This is a genomic window from Streptosporangium sp. DT93, from assembly GCF_049844535.1.
Lineage (GTDB): Bacteria > Actinomycetota > Actinomycetes > Streptosporangiales > Streptosporangiaceae > Streptosporangium.
On sequence record NZ_JBNCLF010000010.1, the window covers coordinates 19,363 to 36,088 of the forward strand.

A 16,726-nucleotide genomic window follows, 5' to 3' on the forward strand; every position below is an offset into this window, starting at 1 on the left:
TTTCGTGGGGGTTCACGGCAGGATCGTCCCGGCCAGCGCGGGATGGCGGGCCAGCGCGAACGTCACGCCGAGCACCACCGCCAGCGCCACCGCCGTGACGGTCAGGGCCCGGTCGCGCAGCACCCCCCGCACCGGATCGCCGCCGCCGCCCTCGACGAGCACCACCTGCAGGTAGCGGAACAGGCCGAAGAGCACGAACGGCGTGGCCAGCACCATCGCCGGCCGCCCGTAGGGACCGAGCGGGGACTCGGTGCACAGGTACATCAGCCCGGCGACCGCGGTCAGCGCGCAGGTGAGCTGGAGCATCTGGTCGGCCAGCCCCACCGAGTAGCCGCGCAGCGCGGGCCGGTGCGCGACGCCGGCCCCCAGCAGCTCCTGGCGGCGCTTGCCGACGACGAGCAGCAGCGCCACCGAGAACACCGTGACCAGCAGCCACTCCGAGGCCGGTTCCCCGATCGCCGCGTACCCCTGCACGAGGCGCAGCACGAACCCCAGCGCCACCGCGCACACGTCGACCAGCGGGACGTGCTTGAGCGCCCGGCTGTAGGCGACGTTCAGCGCCAGGTAGGCCAGCACCGGCCAGTACGGCCGGCCGGGGCCGGAACCGATCACCGCGCCGAGCAGCACGAGCAGCGCGGCGCAGTACAGGTACGCCGCCGCGACCGGTACCCGCCCGGCGGCGACCGGCCGCCGGCACTTGACCGGGTGCAGCCGGTCGCGGTGCCGGTCGGCGATGTCGTTGCCGACGTACACGCAGGCCCCGGCCAGGACGAACCCGGCCACGGCCCAGCCCACCGCGCCGAGCGCGGCGAGGCTCCAGACGCCCGCGTCGGCGAGCGCCACGGGCACGAGCAGGATGCTCTTGGCCGAGTGCAGGGGACGCACCAGGGCCAGCAGGTCCGCGGGCAGCTGGCGCAGGGTCCGGGCCGTGCCGCCCGGAGCCGGTTCCGGCGGCTCCGGTGGCCGCGCCGTCCCCTGGGAGTCGGGAGGATCGATGACACGCATGTGCACCTCCGGCCGGGATCAGAAGAAGACCTTCGCGAGCGAGAGCGCGCCCTGCCGCCACGCGTCACGGCTGGTCCGCCCGGTACGGGCGGGCGTCCCGCGCTCCGGCCGCCGGTCGCGCCGCCACCACTCGTAGGTGCGCAGGATCGCGTCCCGGTTGGACAGGCGCGGTTCGAACCCGAGCCGGTCGCGGGCCCTGTCGATGCCGACGTAGGAGTCGGCGAGCAGCTTGTACAGCAGCCGGTCGTACACCGGCGACAATCCCGTCCGGCCCAGCAGCCGCAACGCGGTCAGGGTCGGCCCTGCCGGGAGCCCCACCACCCGCCGGCCGTGACCGGCCGCGTCCAGCACGGCCTGGAAGTCCTCGCGCAGGGTGCCGAACTCGGCGGCGGCGATGTTGAACGTGTCACCGGCCGCGTCCGCGGGCGCCCGGAGCGCGCGCCGGATCGCCTCCACCAGGTCGTCGACCGCGAGCATCTGGATGCGCACGTCGCCCCGGCCCAGCACCGGGAAACCGCGGCCCTCCTCGGCCCACTCGAACAGCATCGCGAACAGGCCCATCCGGCCGGGGCCGAGGAAGGTCTTGGGCCGCAGGATCGGCACGCACATCCCCCGCGTCCTGAATCCCTCGGCGACCTCCTCGGCGGCGGCCTTGGCCCGGCTGTAGGGGTCGACCGGCCGGCGGGGATGCGCCTCGGTCGTGGGGACCTCCGAGGGCAGGCCGTACACGGCGGTGGAGGAGATGTGCACGACGCGCGGCACGCCGGCGCGGTGCGCGGCGGTCAGCACGCCGCGGGTGCCCGCCACGATGACGTCGTGGATCTCGGCGGAGGCGTGACTCGGCAGTGCGGCGGCGCAGTGCACCACCGCGTCGGCGCCGTCCACCAGGTGGGTCATCAGCGCGGTGTCACGGACGTCGCCGGTCGCGTACAGCGCCCCCGACGCCCCCGACGCCCCCTCCGCTCCTGGGGTTTCCGGCGCCCCCTCGGCTCGCGGGGTCTCCGGTTCCTCGCCGGGGTGCGGCCGCAGGTCCACGCCCAGCACCTCGTGTCCCGACCGCGCCAGGCTCGCGGCCAGGGTTCCGCCCAGCATCCCGGAACTGCCCGTGACTACGATCCGGCCGGCCATCGCGGCGCCACCTTCTCCCGTACGAACCTGGTCAGCAGGCGGGGCAGGCCCTGGGCGAGGGTGGCGGCCAGGGCGTCGAGGAAGTACTCGACGTCGGCGGTCTCGACGACCAGCGGCGGCGCGGCCACCAGCGGGTTGTCCCCGTTCAGCGTGTAGTAGGCGTAGACGCCGTGGTCGCGGTAGAGGGCGTCGACGACCGAGCAGGTGATCAGCTTGACGCGGAGGTTGGGGTCGGCGGCCAGGCCGCCCGGGGCGAGCCTGGCCGCGAGGTCGAGGATCCTCGGCCCGCCGTCCAGGAAGATCCCGTACAGCGCGCCCGCGCCCCGCACCGCGGCCACCGTGTCCGGGTACTCCTTGCGGATGCGCTCCAGCCCCGGCTGAAGGACGCGCTCGATCTCGCGCGCCCGTCCCGGGTAGTCGTCCTCGACCGCGATGTTCACCGCCTCCAGCGCGGTGGCGGTCTCCTCGCCGAAGCCGTAGTACGTCGTGCTGGTGCTCTGGATCAGCGAGTCGGCGAGGTTGTCGTAGGCCCTGCGGAACACCGGCTCGCGCGCGACGTACGCCGAGATCGACGACTTGCCGCCGCCGAACGACTTCGACGTGGTCAGGACGTCGGGGACGAGGCCGGGGTGGCGCATGAAGTAGAAGAGCTCACCGGTCTTGCCCCACCCGGTGTAGATCTCGTCGAAGATCAGGACGATCCCCTCGGCGTCGCACAGCTCCCGCAGGCCGCGCAGGAACTCCTCCGGGCAGTGCCGCATCGTCGACGCGCTGAACGGCTCGACGATGATCGCGTACACGTCGCAGCCGCCGTCGCGGGTGCGCGCCGCGGCCGTGGCCGTGCGCACCGCCTCCAGGTCGCCGTAGGGGAAGGTGGTCACCCCGGGGATGCCGGGGAAGCGGAAGCGCTCCCCGCCGCCGGTGAGGCTTCCGGAACCCAGCAGCTTGCCGTGGAAGGCGATGTCGGCGCGGAGGATCCGCCCGCGGCGCCCGCCGTGGTACTTGTAGGCCAGCTTGACCGCGCCCTCGACCGCCTCGGCGCCGGAGTTGGGGAAGAACGACATGTTCAGGTCGCCGGGGAGCAGCCGGGCGAGGTTGCAGGCGAGCGCCGCGACGTAGGGGGAGAAGTAGGTCTTGTGCACCTCCATCCGGCGCGCCTCCTGGAAGCGCCGGCGGGCGGCCAGGATGCGAGGGTGGTTGTGGCCGTGGTTGAGCACGCCGACCCCGCCGGTGAAGTCGAGGATCCTGCGGCCGTCCCGGGTCCGGATCCAGGCGCCCTCGGCGCTCTCCACGAGCTCCCGGCCGAAACCGAAGGACGTCATCAGCGACACCTGACTGCGGCTGACGTGTTTTCGGTACAGGTCGTGAACGCCTTTCGCGGTGAGCCGTTCGCATTCTTCGAGACCGATCAGTTCGGACACGCGTGCTCCCTTCCCCGTCGAGGGGAAATCGATGATCGCCGGAAATTCGCGGCCTCTTCGGAAGCGGGTGCGCGGGTTCCGGCGAATGCCGGGCCGTGCCCCTTCCGGGGTGAGGTCACAGCGATGATGTGCCGGGGGTGTCAAGGGCGGGTAAAGGCGCGGCTTGACGTGACGGCCGCGCTTTCCCGGAGCTCCGGGATCGGAGCGGTCCCCGAGGGGAACCGAGCCGGGAACCGGGGGCCGGACGCCCGGTGTGCGGACGCGTGGGGGCGGGCGGGAGCCGGTCGGGAGCCGGGCGGCGCGTGCCGTCTCACGATCCGAGAATCCTCCGTCCGGCCTCGGACGGTCGCGGTGGATCCGGGTGGGTCCCCGTCATGCGGTGCGGTACGGGGCCGACGCGGGGCCGCGACGTGCCGTCCGGGGAGGCTTTCGTCGCCACCGCGGGCGGGGCGCTCTGAACGCCATGAAGAATACGGCCGAAACCATGATTGCGGATGGCATGAAAGGGGTCGTCGCGGTATTCGCGAAATGGCCTGCTGGATAAGTCAGATATCGACATCAGGAGACATTTGTGGCTATATGACCATAATGATATGTCGTTGTCGTGCACCGGCGGATGAGGTGGCCCCGGCCGTCGTGATGTCCGCGGATCCGGACCCGCCACCGGGTGGGGGACATCCGGCGGTGCCGCCCCATGCGTTTTAGCGTCCTCGGCACGCTCGAGGTCCGTTCCGGTGACCACCGGCTGGTCCGGCTGGGCGCCGCCAAGCAGCGCACCCTGCTGGCCGTCCTGCTCCTGAACGTCAACCGGCCCGTCCCGGTGGACCGGCTGGTCGAGGCGCTGTGGCAGCAACGGCCGCCCCGCACCGCCGCGGTCGCGCTGCGCACCTACGTCTCCGCCCTCCGGCGGGCCCTCGGCCGCGCCGACCGGCCCGAGCCCTCGCCGCTGTGCACCGTGCCCGGCGGGTACCAGATGCGGCTCCGCCCCGCCGAGCTGGACCTGCTGGCCTTCGAGGAGCTCGCGGCCCAGGGACACCAGGCGCTGGCCGACGGCCGGCCGGGACTGGCGGGCGAACGGCTGCGGCGGGCGCTCGGCCTCTGGCGCGGCAGGCCGTTCGAGGACGTCGCGCTGGAGCCGTCGCTGGGCGCGGAGCTGGTCCGCCTGGAGGAGCGCAGGCTCGCCGCCCAGGAGACGTGGATCGACTCCCAGCTCGCCCTGGGGCATCACCGCGACCTGCTCGCCGAGCTGGGGGCGCTGGTCGTCGAGCAGCCGCTGCGGGAACGCCTGCAGGCCCAGTGGATGCTCGCCCTGTACCGTTCAGGACGTCAGGCCGAGGCGATGCGGGCCTACCGGGACCTGCGCCGGCGGCTCGTCCGCGAACTCGGCGTCGAGCCGAGCCCGCCGCTGCAACGGCTGCACCGGCAGATCCTCGCGGGCCACGCCGACCTGACACCCCCGGCGGACCCCTCCCACGCCGCGTCCGGTGTGCCGGCGTCGGGTGTGCCGGCGTCGGGTGCCCCCGCGTCCGGTGTCCCCGCGTCCGGTGTCCCCGCGTCGGGTGTGCCCGTGTCCGGTGTTCCCGCGCCTCCCCGGCAGCTTCCCCGCGACATCGCCAACTTCACCGGCCGCGCCGCCGAGCTCTCCCGCCTGCTGGCACTGGCCCGTCCCGGCACCCCCGTCCGGGACCACCCACCGGACCACCCCGGCGGCCCCGTCCGGAACCCCCCGGCGGACAGACCCGATCCGGTCTCACCCGCCCAGGCCTCACCCGGGACGACCATGCCCGAGTCGGCCACGCCGGTGGTCGGCGCCGTCCACGGTATGGCCGGGGTCGGGAAGACCACCCTCGCCGTGCACGCCGCGCACCGGCTGGCGGACCGTTTCGCCGACGGGCAGCTCTTCGTCGACCTGCACGGCTTCACCCAGGGGGTGTCGCCGGTCGATCCGGCCGACGCGCTCGACCAGATGCTGCGCTCCCTGGGCGTGCCCGGCGAGCAGATCCCGACCGGCCTCGACGCCCGCGCCGCCCTCTACCGCAGCCGGCTGGCCGGCAGGCGCGTGCTGATCCTGCTGGACAACGCGGACGGCGAGGCGCAGGTACGGCCCCTGCTGCCCGGCGCGCCCGGATGCCTGACGCTGATCACCAGCCGCAGGCGCCTGGCCGGCCTCGACGACGTACGGCCGCTCTGCCTGGACGTCCTGTCGCCCGGCGACGCCCTCACGCTGTTCACCCGCACCGCCGGCGCGCGGCGCCTCACGGCCCAGCCGCCCGGGTTGCTCACCGAGATCGTCGAACTGTGCGGGCGGCTGCCGCTGGCGATCCGCATCGCCGCGGCCCGCCTGCGCACCAGATCCGGCTGGACCCCGGCCGACCTGGCCGACCGGTTGCGCGACCACCAGCACAGGCTCGGCGAGCTGGAGGTCGGCCAGCTCAGCATCACGGCGACCATGGACCTGTCGTACCACCATCTCAGCCCCGGCAGGCAGGGCATGTACCGGCTGCTCGGCCTGCATCCGGGGCCCGACATCGAGCCGCACGCGGCGGCGGCCCTGGCGGGTACCACCCTCAAGCACGCCGGTCACCTCCTCGACGACCTGGTCGACGCCCACCTGCTGCAGGAACCGCTCCCGGGCCGCTACCGCTTCCACGACCTGGTACGCACGCACGCCACCGCGACCGTGGCCGACGAGGACACCGAGGCCGACCGGCACACCGCGCTGACGCGCCTGTTCGACCACTACATCCGCGCCGCCTCGGCCGCCGCGGACCTCGCGGACACGTCCGGAGAGGGGCGGGCCGGGAGTCCCGGAGGCCGGTCACGCGCGCCCGGGTGGCCGGACACCGAGCCGCCCGAGCGGGCGGCCGAGTGCTTCGAGAGGGCACTGGAGATCGCCAGGATGACCGGGGACCGGGGCGGCGAGCTGTGCGCACTGTGCGGCCTGGGCCGGATCCACTGTCACGGCGGGCGCTACGATCCGGCGGCCGAGCATTTCGAGCAGGCCCTGAAGATCGCCGACGCCACCGGCGACCACGACGGCGAACTGTGCGCGCTGATCGGTCTCGGCGTCGTCCACCTCATGAGGGGAGAGCACCGGCAGGCCGCCGACCGCTACCGCCGTACCCTGCGGCTCGCGCGCCGGGTCGGTGACCGCGACGCCCGGTTCGAGGGGCTGTACGGTCTCGGCCGCGCCCACCAGGCCGCCGGTCACCCCGGCCGGGCCCTCACCTGCCACCGGGCCGCCCTCGCCCTCGCCCGTGAACTCGGCCGCCTCACGGGTCAGGTACGCGCGCTGCACGGCCTGGCCGGTGCCCATCGGGACCTGGGACGGCACGAGGAGGCGCGGGAGCAGTGGCGGCGTGCCCTGGACATCCTCACCGGCGGGGGCTCCGCGCCGGGGACGGCCGGGCCTCCCCCGCGCGACCCGGGCCGCGTGCCCTGACGGGACCGCCCGCTGTGGCCAAGCCGCCTGCTTCGGGGGCGCCTGCCTCAACGGGCGCGTTCACCTCGACGGGGCCGTTCACCTCGACGGGGCCGCGCCCGGACGCCGCTCACAGCGATCGGGCGAGCCGGAACCCGAGGTCGTCGATGCGGAGGGTCGGGTGGCTCTTGCGGCGGCACGAGGCCCGGCACCCCCGGGGCGGGTCGTACGCGCTTCCGCCGCGGAAGACCCGGTACGGGCCGTAGACCCCGGGATCGTAGAGGTCCTGGCACCACTCCCACACGTTGCCGATCATGTCGTACAGCCCCCACGCGTTGGGCGCCCTGGTCGCGACGTCGTGCACCTCGCCGCCGGAGTTCTCCCGGTACCAGGCGATCTCGTCCAGCTCCCCGTAGCGGACGCCGGAGGTCCCGGCCCGGCACGCGTACTCCCACTCGGCCTCGGACGGAAGGCGGTACCCGCCGGCCGCCGCGTCGCACACGACGTCCAGCGCGTCGGGATCGCCGGAATCGCCGGCCGCCGAGTAGCAGGGGTCCAGGCCGCAGGCCCGCGAGAGCAGGTCGCAGAACAGGACGGCGTCCTTCCAGGAGACCTCGGTCACCGGCGCCCGCGGGCCGGTCGCGCTCGCCGGAGCCTCACCCAGAACGGTGCGGTACAGCTCGCGGGTCACCGGGTACGGCGCCATCCGGAAGGCGTCGAGCTCGACCTTCCAGGTCGCCTTCGTGCCCTCGTCCCGCAGGAAGACGTTCCCGGCGGGGATCTCGATCATCTGCTCGGTGATCGCCTGGGGCGGCGTCGGTTCAGGTCTCATCGCGGGCCTCACCCTACATGATCGATATCGGTCGCCCACCGTGGCTTTTCGTGCGGGATCGGCTGCCCGGACGAGGACGCGCGCCGGAATCCGTACCGGCCTCGAAGACGCGCGACCCTCGGGGCGGCGCGATCGCCGAGCAGGGATCTTGTCCTTTTTGGCCCTTCACGGAGGTGGGCGGTGGCCGCCGTCGGGTATCCGGCGGTCATGAGCGACGAACGGGGGGCCGACCGGCCCGAGGTGGGGGACGCCGTCACCTGGCAGAGCCACGGGAACACCGTCTCCGGCCGGGTGGAGGAGAAGATCACGAAGCGGACGGAGAAGGCCGGGCGCACGGTCGAGGCCTCGGCCGACGATCCCCAGTACCTCGTCCGCAGCGACAAGAGCGGCAAGACCGCCGTGCACAAGCCGTCGGCGCTGCGGAAGAAGGATCATGAAAACTGACGACGGGGGACGGATCGCCGCGGATTTCGGCGAGGCGGTCAACATGACGGCGGCCGAGCTGGAGGGCTGGCTCGGCACCGAGGAGTCCAGGGCGGTGGGTGACAGCCCCGACGGCGGGGAGTCCACGGGCCACCGGTCCGGCCGGCGGATCATCGAGATCCTGCGAAAGAAGCGGGGCGACCTGGACGAGGACGACTACGCCCACATGCGGAAGGTCGTCGGGTACGTCCGCCGCCACCTGGCGCAGCGCCCGCAGGGGGACGTCACGGAGACCCCCTGGCGGCGCTCGCTGATGAACTGGGGTCACGACCCGCTCAGGTGAGACCGGCCCCCCGGACGGGTTCCCCGCGCTCCGCCCGGGATCCTCTGCCCGGACAACCGGGTGAGGCCGGGGGACGAGCGTCTACCCTGCCGGTCATGACGGTGGGATTCCTGTTCTGTACCGATCCGCTCCGGCCCCGGCGGGCCGATCCGCATTTCGAGCCCGAGGCGCTTTCGGGGGCATCGTCGCAGCTCAGAAAGGGTTCGCTGGTTTCGGTGGGAAGGCCAGGGGTAATGCACATAATGCATTAATTCAGACCCCAGCACCTCAAAAGAGCAGGGGAGACGAGACATATGAGCAACCCTCAGACCGTCCCGAGCCAGTCGACCGGCCGTCCGGCCGTGGCACGCCACGACGACCAGACGGCGGAGACACGACCGGCGTTCAGGACCACCGAGTTCATCGTCTACGTCGCCGCGGTGGTCGCGGTGATCATCACGGCCCTGGTGGTCGGCGACGACGTCCGCGGTGGCGGTGGCGACCCCTTCGGGGCCGAGCAGGCCATCCGGTACATCACGTTCCTGACCATCGGCTACATGGTGGCCCGTGGGCTGGCGAAGGCCGGGAGCCGGTCGCGGCACGACGATCACCGCTGAGGCGGTCACCGCGCCGGTTCCGGCCCTGCCGGGCACGTCCCGGTACCGTGAACGCGCCCCGGCTGTTCGGGGAGGCCCGCAAGGGAGCCTCGGAGGGTGAAGACCTCGCGAGGACGTCGCGTGAGCCCCGCACGGGCCGCGCGGCGATCCCACGGACCGCCCGGTGGCGACGACGGCCGTGAGACGGCGCGGGCGGGTGTCACCGTCCCGTGTTGTGCCGCTCACGCGCCGCCCACACGCCGCACATGCGGCTCACGGTTGCTCGTGCGTCGTTCACGTGCGGCTCACGATTGCTCGTGCGTCGTCGCTCACGTGCGGCTCACGTGCGGCTCACGGTTGCTCGTGTGTCGTTCACGTGCGGCTCACGTACCGCTCGCGCATCGAAGAAGGCCGTTCCCGTACGGAAGCGGGAACGCCCCGCCGGAGCGCGACCGCTCAGGACGTCAGCAGCGCCGCGTAACGGGCGAGATCGACGTTGCCCCCGCTGATGACGACCCCCACCCGCCGCCCGCGCAGCCGCTCCGCGTTCTTTCTCGCGGCGGCGAACCCCAGGCAGCCGGTGGGCTCGACCACGATCTTCATGACGGCCCCGAAGGTCCGCATGCCCTCGACGAGCTCGGCGTCGGTCGCGGTGAGGATGGCGTCGACCTCACGACGGATGATCTCGAACGGGTAGGCGCCGACGTGCTGGGTCTGCGCGCCGTCCGCGATCGTCCTCGGGGTGTCGATGTGGACGATGGACCCCTGGGCCAGCGATCGCCGGCCGTCGTCGCCCGCCTCGGGCTCGACACCGTACAAGGCGCACCCGGGGGAGAGCGCGCGCGCCGACAGCGCCGTGCCCGACAGCAACCCGCCACCGCCCATCGGAACGAAGATCGCGTCGAGGTCGCCGACCTCCTCGAACAGCTCCGCGGCGGCGGTGCCCTGACCCGCCATCACGTCCGGGTGGTCGTACGGCGGGATCAGGGTGAGACCGCGCTCGGCGGCCAGCGCGCGGCCGATCTCCTCGCGGTCCTCGGTGTAGCGGTCGTAGGCGACGACCTGCCCGCCGTACCCCCTGGTCGCCTCGACCTTCGAGGCCGGGGCGTCGTGCGGCATGACGATCGTGGCCGGGATGTCCAGCAGCCGGGCCGACAGGGCGATCGCCTGGGCGTGGTTGCCCGAGGAGTAGGTGATCACGCCCGCGCGGCGCTGGCCGGGGGTGAACCGGGAGAGGGCGTTGAACGCGCCGCGGAACTTGAAGGCGCCCATGCGCTGGAAGTTCTCGCACTTGAACACCACGTCGGCGCCGAGCTCCTCGTTGATCCGCCGCGACCGCAGCACCGGGGTGCGGTTGGCGTGGGACGCGATGCGGGCAGCGGCGTCCTGAACGTCCTCGTAGGTCGGCGTCTGGAGCATCGATCCACCTTTCCCGGGGCTCATGAGAAGAAATCGTACGGTCCCGGGATCGACGCACCACGGACGTCCTCCGCCGTACGGACCGGTGCCCCCGCCATGTGGACCGGTGCCCTCCGCCTCCTCCCGGAAGTTCCCGCGTGACCGACGCGTGCCGGAGATCCGCGGGCTACAATCGGACGGTCCGGCGCGACAGGCGTGCCGGGCCCTCGCCCGGGCGGTTCCGGCGAGGTCGGGTAGAGCGTTGTCGTTCTCTGTCGGGTGGTGTTCTGGTGGCAGTTGGTACGATTCTGCGTTTCGACGAGGTGCGCGGGTACGGTTTCATCGCCGCGCTGGGTGGTGGCGAGGACGTGTTCTTCCACGCCAACGACTTCGGCGAGAACAGGCATGTGGTTCAGCCCGGTCTCCGGGTGGAGTACGAGGTCATGGAGGGTGAGCGAGGGCTGAAGGTGTCGACCGTCAGCCTGCTGGACCCGCCACCGGCGCGGCTGCCGGTCACGGGGGTGACGGCGCACGCGGCGCCCGCCGCGGGTGTCTCCGGGCAGATCGGTGACGACGAGGGCGTGTGCGACGTGCTGTCGGCGAAGTCGTTCAACGGTGCGGTCACCGAGCTGCTCATCGAACACGCGCCCACGCTGAGCGGCGCGCAGATCGCCCAGGTCAGGCTGCGCTTCCTCACGTTCGCCCGGTCCCACGGCTGGGTCGACGACTGACACGTGCCGGGCGCCATCACGCCGGGGCGGCGCGCCGTCGCCCCGGCGCGGTGGCGCGGTGGCGCGGCCCGCGCCTCCCGGGAAGAGGAGGCGAGGGCCGCGTGAGCCCGCTCGGTTGCCGAAGGTGAACCGGCCGACGTCCACTCGTCGCCGCTCCTCAGCGGGGTGATCCCCAGGTTCCCGCCGCCGGGCGGTGGTCTACCGGGTCGTGCCGGTGGCGGCCGCGGTCAGCAGGTTCAGGTCGTAGGCGGCGAGGATCCTCCCGATCGGCTGGAAATAGGTGACACCGCCAAAGGCGCAGTCGCCCGCTCCACCGGAGGTGATGCCCTGCGCCTGGTCGATCGAGATGAACGGGCCACCGGAGTCGCCGCGTTCCGCGCAGACGTTGGTGCGTACCGCCCCGAAGATCTTGCCGGTGGGGTACACGGCGCTGACGTCACGCTGCTGGACGGTGCCGCAGTGCCATCCGGTGGTCGAACCGGACCGGCAGATCGAGGCCCCCTCGATCACGGAGCGGGAGCCGTTCACGGCGGTGGTGGCGCCGGTCGTCGCCTCGGCCACGGCACGGATCACCCCCTGGGTGTCGGAGGTGGTCCCGGGGGTCGCGGCCGGCAGGGCGCCGGCGGCGGACGGGGCGGGCGGGGAGGGCGGGAGGCCGGAGACGGGCGACGCGCCCCCCGAGCCGGTACTGCCGTCGCCCACCACCCCCCTGGGGGTCCAGTCGTCGTTCACCGCCACCCACGCGTAGTCACCGACGGGGAAGGTCGACTCCTGGAAGACACCCTGCGGGGTCCGGTCGAAACCGACGGTGAGAACGCCCTTCCTCCCGCAGTGACCGGAGGTGACGAACCCCTTCCTGCCGCCCTTGGCCACCGAGAAACCGACCGAGCATCGTCCCTTGGGCAGGAGGTGGTAGGCGTCGCCACCCCGCACGTCGTGCATGAGCCGCGGGGTCTCCGCCGAGGCGACCACCTGCACCACGGCCGTGTCCACGCCGATGCTCTTGATGACGGTCTGCGTCACGGCCGCCCGGGCCGACAGGACGACGACCTTGTTGCTCCGCACGTCGACGTAGCGCACCCTGCCGCCGATCGGGTGCGCGGGCAGGGCCTCGTCGAGCTTCCGCTTCACCTGCTGCAACCGCGACAGCGGTGTGGCGACGATCTCGGCCTGGGCACCCGCGGCGATGATCAGCGGGATGTCGGCGGGGCTGGTCGTGGCCACCACCAGCCTCCGCGAGGTGATCCCGCTGAACCAGGACCCGCCGAAACGGCCGCCCAGGATCCTGCGCAGCCGTTCCTCGATCGGCGCCAGCCGGGTCTCGTTGGACAGCCGGGCCCTCACCTGTTCCCCGTTCAGCTTCAGGTCGCGCTGGAGCGCCTCGAACATGGTCGGCGGTTCCTTGCCGAGCGGTGACGTCGTGCCCGGAACGGGCGGAGGGGGCGGTGCGCTCGCCGCTCCCGACAGGGCGACGGCCGGCAGGCTCGTCATGGTCAGCGTGACGATCGCCAGTACGTATCCCGTGGTGACGGTACGGCTGCGGGACATGTGCTCTCCTCGACCTCGGCTCTCACAGCGGGGGGAGATCACTCCGTGTCGCCGGCGGCTCGTGCGACACGGACGACACCACCTTAATTCAGCGGCCCCCGGTCACGGCCGCAATGACGGGGCGCCACGCGGAGCCGCTCTCGCACGTCGCCCGGCCGCGGCCCGGCGGCTCTCGCGCGCCGTCCCGCTGTAGCGTGGGCCGAGATCGGGCGACCCGCGCCGAGATCAGGCAACCCACGCTGGGAGCACGCCGCATGCGCTGGCAGGTCAACTCCGAGGAACCTCTCTACACCGACCGCTGGCTCGACGTCCGGATGGCGGATGTGGAGCTTCCCGACGGCACTCACCTGGACCACCGGCTGATCCGTACCGCGGCGGGAGCGGGTGCCGTCGTCACCGACGACCGGAGCCGGGTGCTGATGATCTGGCGTCACCGCTTCATCACCGACTCCTGGGGCTGGGAGATCCCCATCGGCAGGGTCGAGGACGGCGAGGAGCCGATGGCGGCCGCGGCGCGGGAGGTCGAGGAGGAGACGGGCTGGAGGCCCGGCCCCCTGCGACCGCTGCTGAGCGTCCAGCCGAGCAACGGCATCTCGGACTCGGTCCACCACATCTTCCGCGCCGACCACGCCGTCCACATCGGCCCGCCCACCGACCCCTGGGAGGCCGAGCGCGTCGAGTGGGTCCCCTTCGACGACGTCCGCGGGCTGATCGCCAAGGGCGACGTGGTGAGCGGCACCTGCGTGGCCTCGCTGCTCTACGTCCTCACCGAGCCACCGCGTCACCCCTGAGGGGCGGTCGTCCTCCTCGTCCTCCTCGTCCTCCTCGTCCTGCCCTCGGGCGCCGGGCCGGGCCGTGCTCGGGGCGGGCCCGGCGACGGCCGCCGGGACGGGAACGGGGCGGGCCCGGCGACGGCCGCCGGGATGCGATCGGGCCGTGCTCGGGGACGGCCGCCGGGACGCGATCGGAGCGGGCTTGGCGACGGTCGCCGTGACGCGATCGGTGACCCCTCCGAAAGGGAAACCGGAATGGCCGTCCACGGACGCCGGACATAGCCGTTCAAAGCATGTGACGTCACTTCGTGCCCGGGCGGCAATGGTAAGGACCTCGGCGATTCAGCTCGAAGGCGGGGGGGAACAGATATCGTGCGTCCAGGGTTCCCGGTACCCGTCGGGGCAGGAGTCGGCAGTGTCGAGGTGATCGATGGCTCGTCGCACAAAGAAATTAGCCGATATGGTCACGGCGCTTCTGGTGATTTCCGGAATTCCAGCCGTAATGCCCTCCCAAATGGTCGCCGAATACCTGCCCGGCGTGGCCGGTGAGTACAGGGTCGCGTGGATCGCGTTCTCCGGGCTGACCGCCTCCTCCGTCCTCCTGCTGACCCGGGTGACCCCCAGGCTGCTGGGCGCCCGCGCCCGCGGCCGGCTCTTCCGGGTGCCCGACAGGCCGCCGGGACGGGTCCGCAGGACCGAGCTGGACGACGTGGTCTCCGCCCTGACCGCACGGACCTCGGGAACGGTCGGCCTGACCACCGGCCTGGCCGGGGCGGGAGGGTTCGGCAAGACGTCCCTGGCGGTGGAGGTCTGTCACGACGACGAGACGGCGAGGCGGTTCACCGGTGGCGTCTTCTGGGTGAGCGTGGGCCGCGAGCGCACCGGCGCGGACATCGCCCGGCTCGCCGACGACGTCACCGAGACCGCCACCGGCCTGCGGCCGGAACCCTCCGGCCCGGAGCAGGCCGGGCACCGGATGGCGGAGGCCCTGGCGGAGCGGGGCCGCGCGCTGCTGGTGGTCGACGACGTGTGGAGTCCCCAGCAGCTCAGGCCCTTCCTGTCGGCGGCCACCCGGTCGCGGCTGCTGGTGACGACCCGCCTGCCCAGGGCACTGCCCGCGAACGGGATCGCGATGATCGTCGACGAGATGGCGCCGCGGGTGGCCGTACAGCTCCTGAGCCGAGGGCTGCCGCCGATGAGCCCCGGCGTGGTCAACGGCCTGATGGCGCTGACCGGGCGGTGGCCCCTGCTGCTGGCCCTGGTCAACGCGCGCCTGCGCGACGAGCACCGGTCGGGGGCGAACGCCGACGTCGCCGCCCGGCGGGCGATCGAGCGGCTCGGCCGGATCGGACCGGCGAGCCTGGACGTCACCGTCCCCCACCAGCGGGAGGCCGCGGTCCGGTCGGTCGTCGAGTACGGACTCGAAGCCCTCGGCGCGGCCGACCGCGCCCGCTTCCTGGAGCTCGGCATCTTCCCCGAGGACACCGAGGTCCCCGTCGACCTCGTCGCGCTCCTGTGGCGCCGCACCGGCGGGCTCACCCCCGAGCGGTCCCGCGCCCTCTGCGCGAGGCTGCGGGAGCTGTCCCTCGTCGGCGGCCGTCACGCCGACCCGCTCGCGTCCCCGACGTCATCGGCGCCCCCGATGCCCCCGATGCCCCCGACGCCATCGGCATCGCCGGTGTCGCCGGTGTCATCGGTGTCATCGGTGCCTCCGGCGTCGACGGTCGCGCTCCACGACGTCGTCCGCTCCTGCGTCCGGTCCGAGGACGGGCTGGGGAAGGACCACCTGGCGGCCGCCCACCGGGCCTTCCTCGACGAGGCCCGGACGCTGATCCCCGGCGACGATCCGGCGGCGGACCCCGAATGGTGGAGACTGCCCCGGTCCGTGCCCTACCTCTGGGACAACCTGCTGCCGCACCTCAGCGAGGGGCGAAGGACGGAGGAGCTGGAAGCGCTCCTGCACGACGTGCGCTGGCTCGTCGCCCGCATCCGCGCCTCGGGGGTCGCCGCGGCCGAGTCGGACCTGGCCCTGTCGGCCTCCCGCCCCGCCGCCGGGGTCCGGCGGCTGATCGGGCGGAGCGCCCACCTGCTGACCCCCTTCGAGTCGGAGGCCGTCTCCACGGCCAACCTGCTGGCCCGCCTGTACGCGTTCCCGCCGCTGCGGGCCTCGATCGAGCGCTACAGCCGCGGACACGACGCCTGCTTCCTGAGGCCCCGCTGGCCGTTGCCCGACGACGGCGCCACCCGCCTGCTGCAGACCCTGACCTCGTCCCCGGGACGTCTGGACGAGATGTCGATCACCCCGGACGGGTCGCGGTTCGTGATCCGCGGCCGTGACGGCGGCGTGCACGTCTGGAAGGCCGACGGCACCACCCGCACCAGGCTGGCCACCTCCCGCGGGCGGGTCCACGAGGTCGCCGCGGCCTCGGACGGCTCGTGGCTGGTGACCCGCTCCGGACGCAGGAGGGTGCAGGTATGGGAGATCGGCGGCACGGAGAGGGCCGTGCTGCAGAACGGCGTCCGCAGGCTCGCCGGGATGGTGGCCTCGCCGGACGGCTCCTGGCTGGCCACCCTCTCGGCGAACGGAAGGGTCCACCTCTGGAACCCGGACGGGACCAGGCGCGCCGTGCTGAGGAACGGGCCCGGCAGGCTCGCCGGGATGGTGGCCTCGCCGGACGGCTCCTGGCTCGCCACCCTCTCCGTCGCCGGGCAGGTCTGCCTCTGGAGTCCCACGGGTACGAGGCTTTCGACCCTGCGCAGCCCGGTCAGGTTGCGGACCAGGCCGAGACCCCTGCGCCAGGCCCTGCTGATGCGCGGAGGGCACGGCGAGGAGGAGAGGGTGTCCGGCCGCGTCAGGCCGGTGCGCGGGGTCACCCGGCTGGCGGTCGCGCCGGACGGCTCCTGGCTGGCGACCCTCTCGGGGGACGGGACCGTGCGCCTGTGGGGGGCCGACGGCGGCGAGCGGGCCGTCCTGACGGGGCACACCGGAACGGCGCCCGGCATGCGGATCTCCCCCGACGGCTCCTGGCTGGTCACCTGGTCCTCCACCGGGGCCGTGCGCCTGTGGGAGGCCGACGGCAGGCAGCGGGCCGTCCTGACGGGGCATGCCGGGTCGGTGCGTCAGGTGG

At 73.1% G+C, this 16,726-nt stretch carries 13 protein-coding genes; 7 read left to right on the top strand and 6 right to left on the bottom strand.

The features are described 5' to 3' along the window. Positions 1–12 precede the first annotated feature (12 nt). Genes ACLQ2R_RS21650 through ACLQ2R_RS21660 form a run of 3 tightly spaced genes read right to left on the bottom strand, consistent with a single transcriptional unit; the run spans position 13 to position 3,554 of the window. Positions 13–1,005: a UbiA prenyltransferase family protein gene (locus ACLQ2R_RS21650; protein ID WP_425962038.1), complete on the bottom strand. Its 993-nt coding sequence runs from the start codon at positions 1,003–1,005 to the stop codon at positions 13–15. Between the two features lie 18 nt (positions 1,006–1,023). After that, the gene (locus ACLQ2R_RS21655) at positions 1,024–2,133 is read right to left on the bottom strand and encodes an NAD-dependent epimerase/dehydratase family protein (RefSeq protein WP_425962040.1); all 1,110 of its coding nucleotides are present in this window, start codon (positions 2,131–2,133) and stop codon (positions 1,024–1,026) included. Continuing rightward, a complete protein-coding gene (locus tag ACLQ2R_RS21660) occupies positions 2,115–3,554 on the bottom strand; it encodes an aspartate aminotransferase family protein (RefSeq protein ID WP_425962042.1) in 1,440 nt (479 codons plus the stop codon). Before ACLQ2R_RS21660 ends, ACLQ2R_RS21655 begins: the two co-directional genes overlap by 19 nt. Before the next feature lie 694 nt (positions 3,555–4,248). On the opposite strand from ACLQ2R_RS21660, the gene ACLQ2R_RS21665 reads away from it, so the two are divergent. Then, positions 4,249–6,996: an AfsR/SARP family transcriptional regulator gene (locus tag ACLQ2R_RS21665; RefSeq protein WP_425962044.1), complete on the top strand. Its 2,748-nt coding sequence runs from the start codon at positions 4,249–4,251 to the stop codon at positions 6,994–6,996. 109 nt (positions 6,997–7,105) lie between these two features. Here the strand turns inward: ACLQ2R_RS21665 and ACLQ2R_RS21670 are convergent, their stop codons facing one another. Beyond that, complete coding sequence (locus ACLQ2R_RS21670; RefSeq protein ID WP_425962046.1) at positions 7,106–7,807, bottom strand: formylglycine-generating enzyme family protein; 702 nt, start codon at positions 7,805–7,807, stop codon at positions 7,106–7,108. 207 nt (positions 7,808–8,014) lie between these two features. On the opposite strand from ACLQ2R_RS21670, the gene ACLQ2R_RS21675 reads away from it, so the two are divergent. The 3 genes from ACLQ2R_RS21675 to ACLQ2R_RS21685 all read left to right on the top strand — a co-directional run bounded on the left by ACLQ2R_RS21675 (position 8,015) and on the right by ACLQ2R_RS21685 (position 9,169). Next, on the top strand, positions 8,015–8,251 hold the full coding sequence (locus tag ACLQ2R_RS21675; protein WP_425962048.1) for a DUF2945 domain-containing protein: 237 nt from the start codon (positions 8,015–8,017) through the stop codon (positions 8,249–8,251). Next, a complete protein-coding gene (locus ACLQ2R_RS21680) occupies positions 8,241–8,573 on the top strand; it encodes a DUF3140 domain-containing protein (RefSeq protein ID WP_425962050.1) in 333 nt (110 codons plus the stop codon). The genes ACLQ2R_RS21675 and ACLQ2R_RS21680 overlap by 11 nt, the downstream gene beginning before the upstream one ends. A 293-nt stretch (positions 8,574–8,866) precedes the next feature. After that, positions 8,867–9,169 carry a hypothetical protein gene (locus ACLQ2R_RS21685; RefSeq protein ID WP_425962052.1) on the top strand — a complete coding sequence of 101 codons (303 nt, stop codon included), beginning with the start codon at positions 8,867–8,869 and terminating at the stop codon, positions 9,167–9,169. 435 nt (positions 9,170–9,604) lie between these two features. Here ACLQ2R_RS21685 and ACLQ2R_RS21690 read toward each other — a convergent pair whose 3' ends face one another. Then, the gene (locus ACLQ2R_RS21690) at positions 9,605–10,567 is read right to left on the bottom strand and encodes a threo-3-hydroxy-L-aspartate ammonia-lyase (RefSeq protein WP_425962054.1); all 963 of its coding nucleotides are present in this window, start codon (positions 10,565–10,567) and stop codon (positions 9,605–9,607) included. A 269-nt stretch (positions 10,568–10,836) separates the two neighbouring features. Here ACLQ2R_RS21690 and ACLQ2R_RS21695 point away from each other — a divergent pair, with 269 nt between their 5' ends. Then, complete coding sequence (locus ACLQ2R_RS21695) at positions 10,837–11,277, top strand: cold shock domain-containing protein (RefSeq protein WP_425962056.1); 441 nt, start codon at positions 10,837–10,839, stop codon at positions 11,275–11,277. A gap of 198 nt (positions 11,278–11,475) precedes the next feature. On the opposite strand, the gene ACLQ2R_RS21700 is transcribed toward ACLQ2R_RS21695, so the two are convergent. Next, complete coding sequence (locus ACLQ2R_RS21700) at positions 11,476–12,825, bottom strand: S1 family peptidase (RefSeq protein WP_425962058.1); 1,350 nt, start codon at positions 12,823–12,825, stop codon at positions 11,476–11,478. 254 nt (positions 12,826–13,079) lie between these two features. On the opposite strand from ACLQ2R_RS21700, the gene ACLQ2R_RS21705 reads away from it, so the two are divergent. Together ACLQ2R_RS21705 and ACLQ2R_RS21710 are read left to right on the top strand one after the other, a co-directional pair. Next, positions 13,080–13,616: an NUDIX domain-containing protein gene (locus tag ACLQ2R_RS21705; protein ID WP_425962060.1), complete on the top strand. Its 537-nt coding sequence runs from the start codon at positions 13,080–13,082 to the stop codon at positions 13,614–13,616. A gap of 496 nt (positions 13,617–14,112) precedes the next feature. Further along, positions 14,113–16,726, top strand: a 2,614-nt coding sequence (locus tag ACLQ2R_RS21710; protein WP_425962062.1) for an NB-ARC domain-containing protein, incomplete at its 3' end; no start/stop codon positions are given.

What these genes read in the sequence shown, in the direction of transcription:
- ACLQ2R_RS21680 (WP_425962050.1), top strand. Translation starts at nt 8,241, where the DNA reads ATGAAAACTGACGACGGGGGACGGATCGCCGCGGATTTCGGCGAGGCG.
- ACLQ2R_RS21670 (WP_425962046.1), bottom strand. Translation starts at nt 7,807, where the DNA reads ATGAGACCTGAACCGACGCCGCCCCAGGCGATCACCGAGCAGATGATC.
- ACLQ2R_RS21655 (WP_425962040.1), bottom strand. Translation starts at nt 2,133, where the DNA reads ATGGCCGGCCGGATCGTAGTCACGGGCAGTTCCGGGATGCTGGGCGGA.
- ACLQ2R_RS21700 (WP_425962058.1), bottom strand. Translation starts at nt 12,825, where the DNA reads ATGTCCCGCAGCCGTACCGTCACCACGGGATACGTACTGGCGATCGTC.
- ACLQ2R_RS21650 (WP_425962038.1), bottom strand. Translation starts at nt 1,005, where the DNA reads ATGCGTGTCATCGATCCTCCCGACTCCCAGGGGACGGCGCGGCCACCG.
- ACLQ2R_RS21665 (WP_425962044.1), top strand. Translation starts at nt 4,249, where the DNA reads ATGCGTTTTAGCGTCCTCGGCACGCTCGAGGTCCGTTCCGGTGACCAC.
- ACLQ2R_RS21675 (WP_425962048.1), top strand. Translation starts at nt 8,015, where the DNA reads ATGAGCGACGAACGGGGGGCCGACCGGCCCGAGGTGGGGGACGCCGTC.
- ACLQ2R_RS21690 (WP_425962054.1), bottom strand. Translation starts at nt 10,567, where the DNA reads ATGCTCCAGACGCCGACCTACGAGGACGTTCAGGACGCCGCTGCCCGC.
- ACLQ2R_RS21705 (WP_425962060.1), top strand. Translation starts at nt 13,080, where the DNA reads ATGCGCTGGCAGGTCAACTCCGAGGAACCTCTCTACACCGACCGCTGG.
- ACLQ2R_RS21685 (WP_425962052.1), top strand. Translation starts at nt 8,867, where the DNA reads ATGAGCAACCCTCAGACCGTCCCGAGCCAGTCGACCGGCCGTCCGGCC.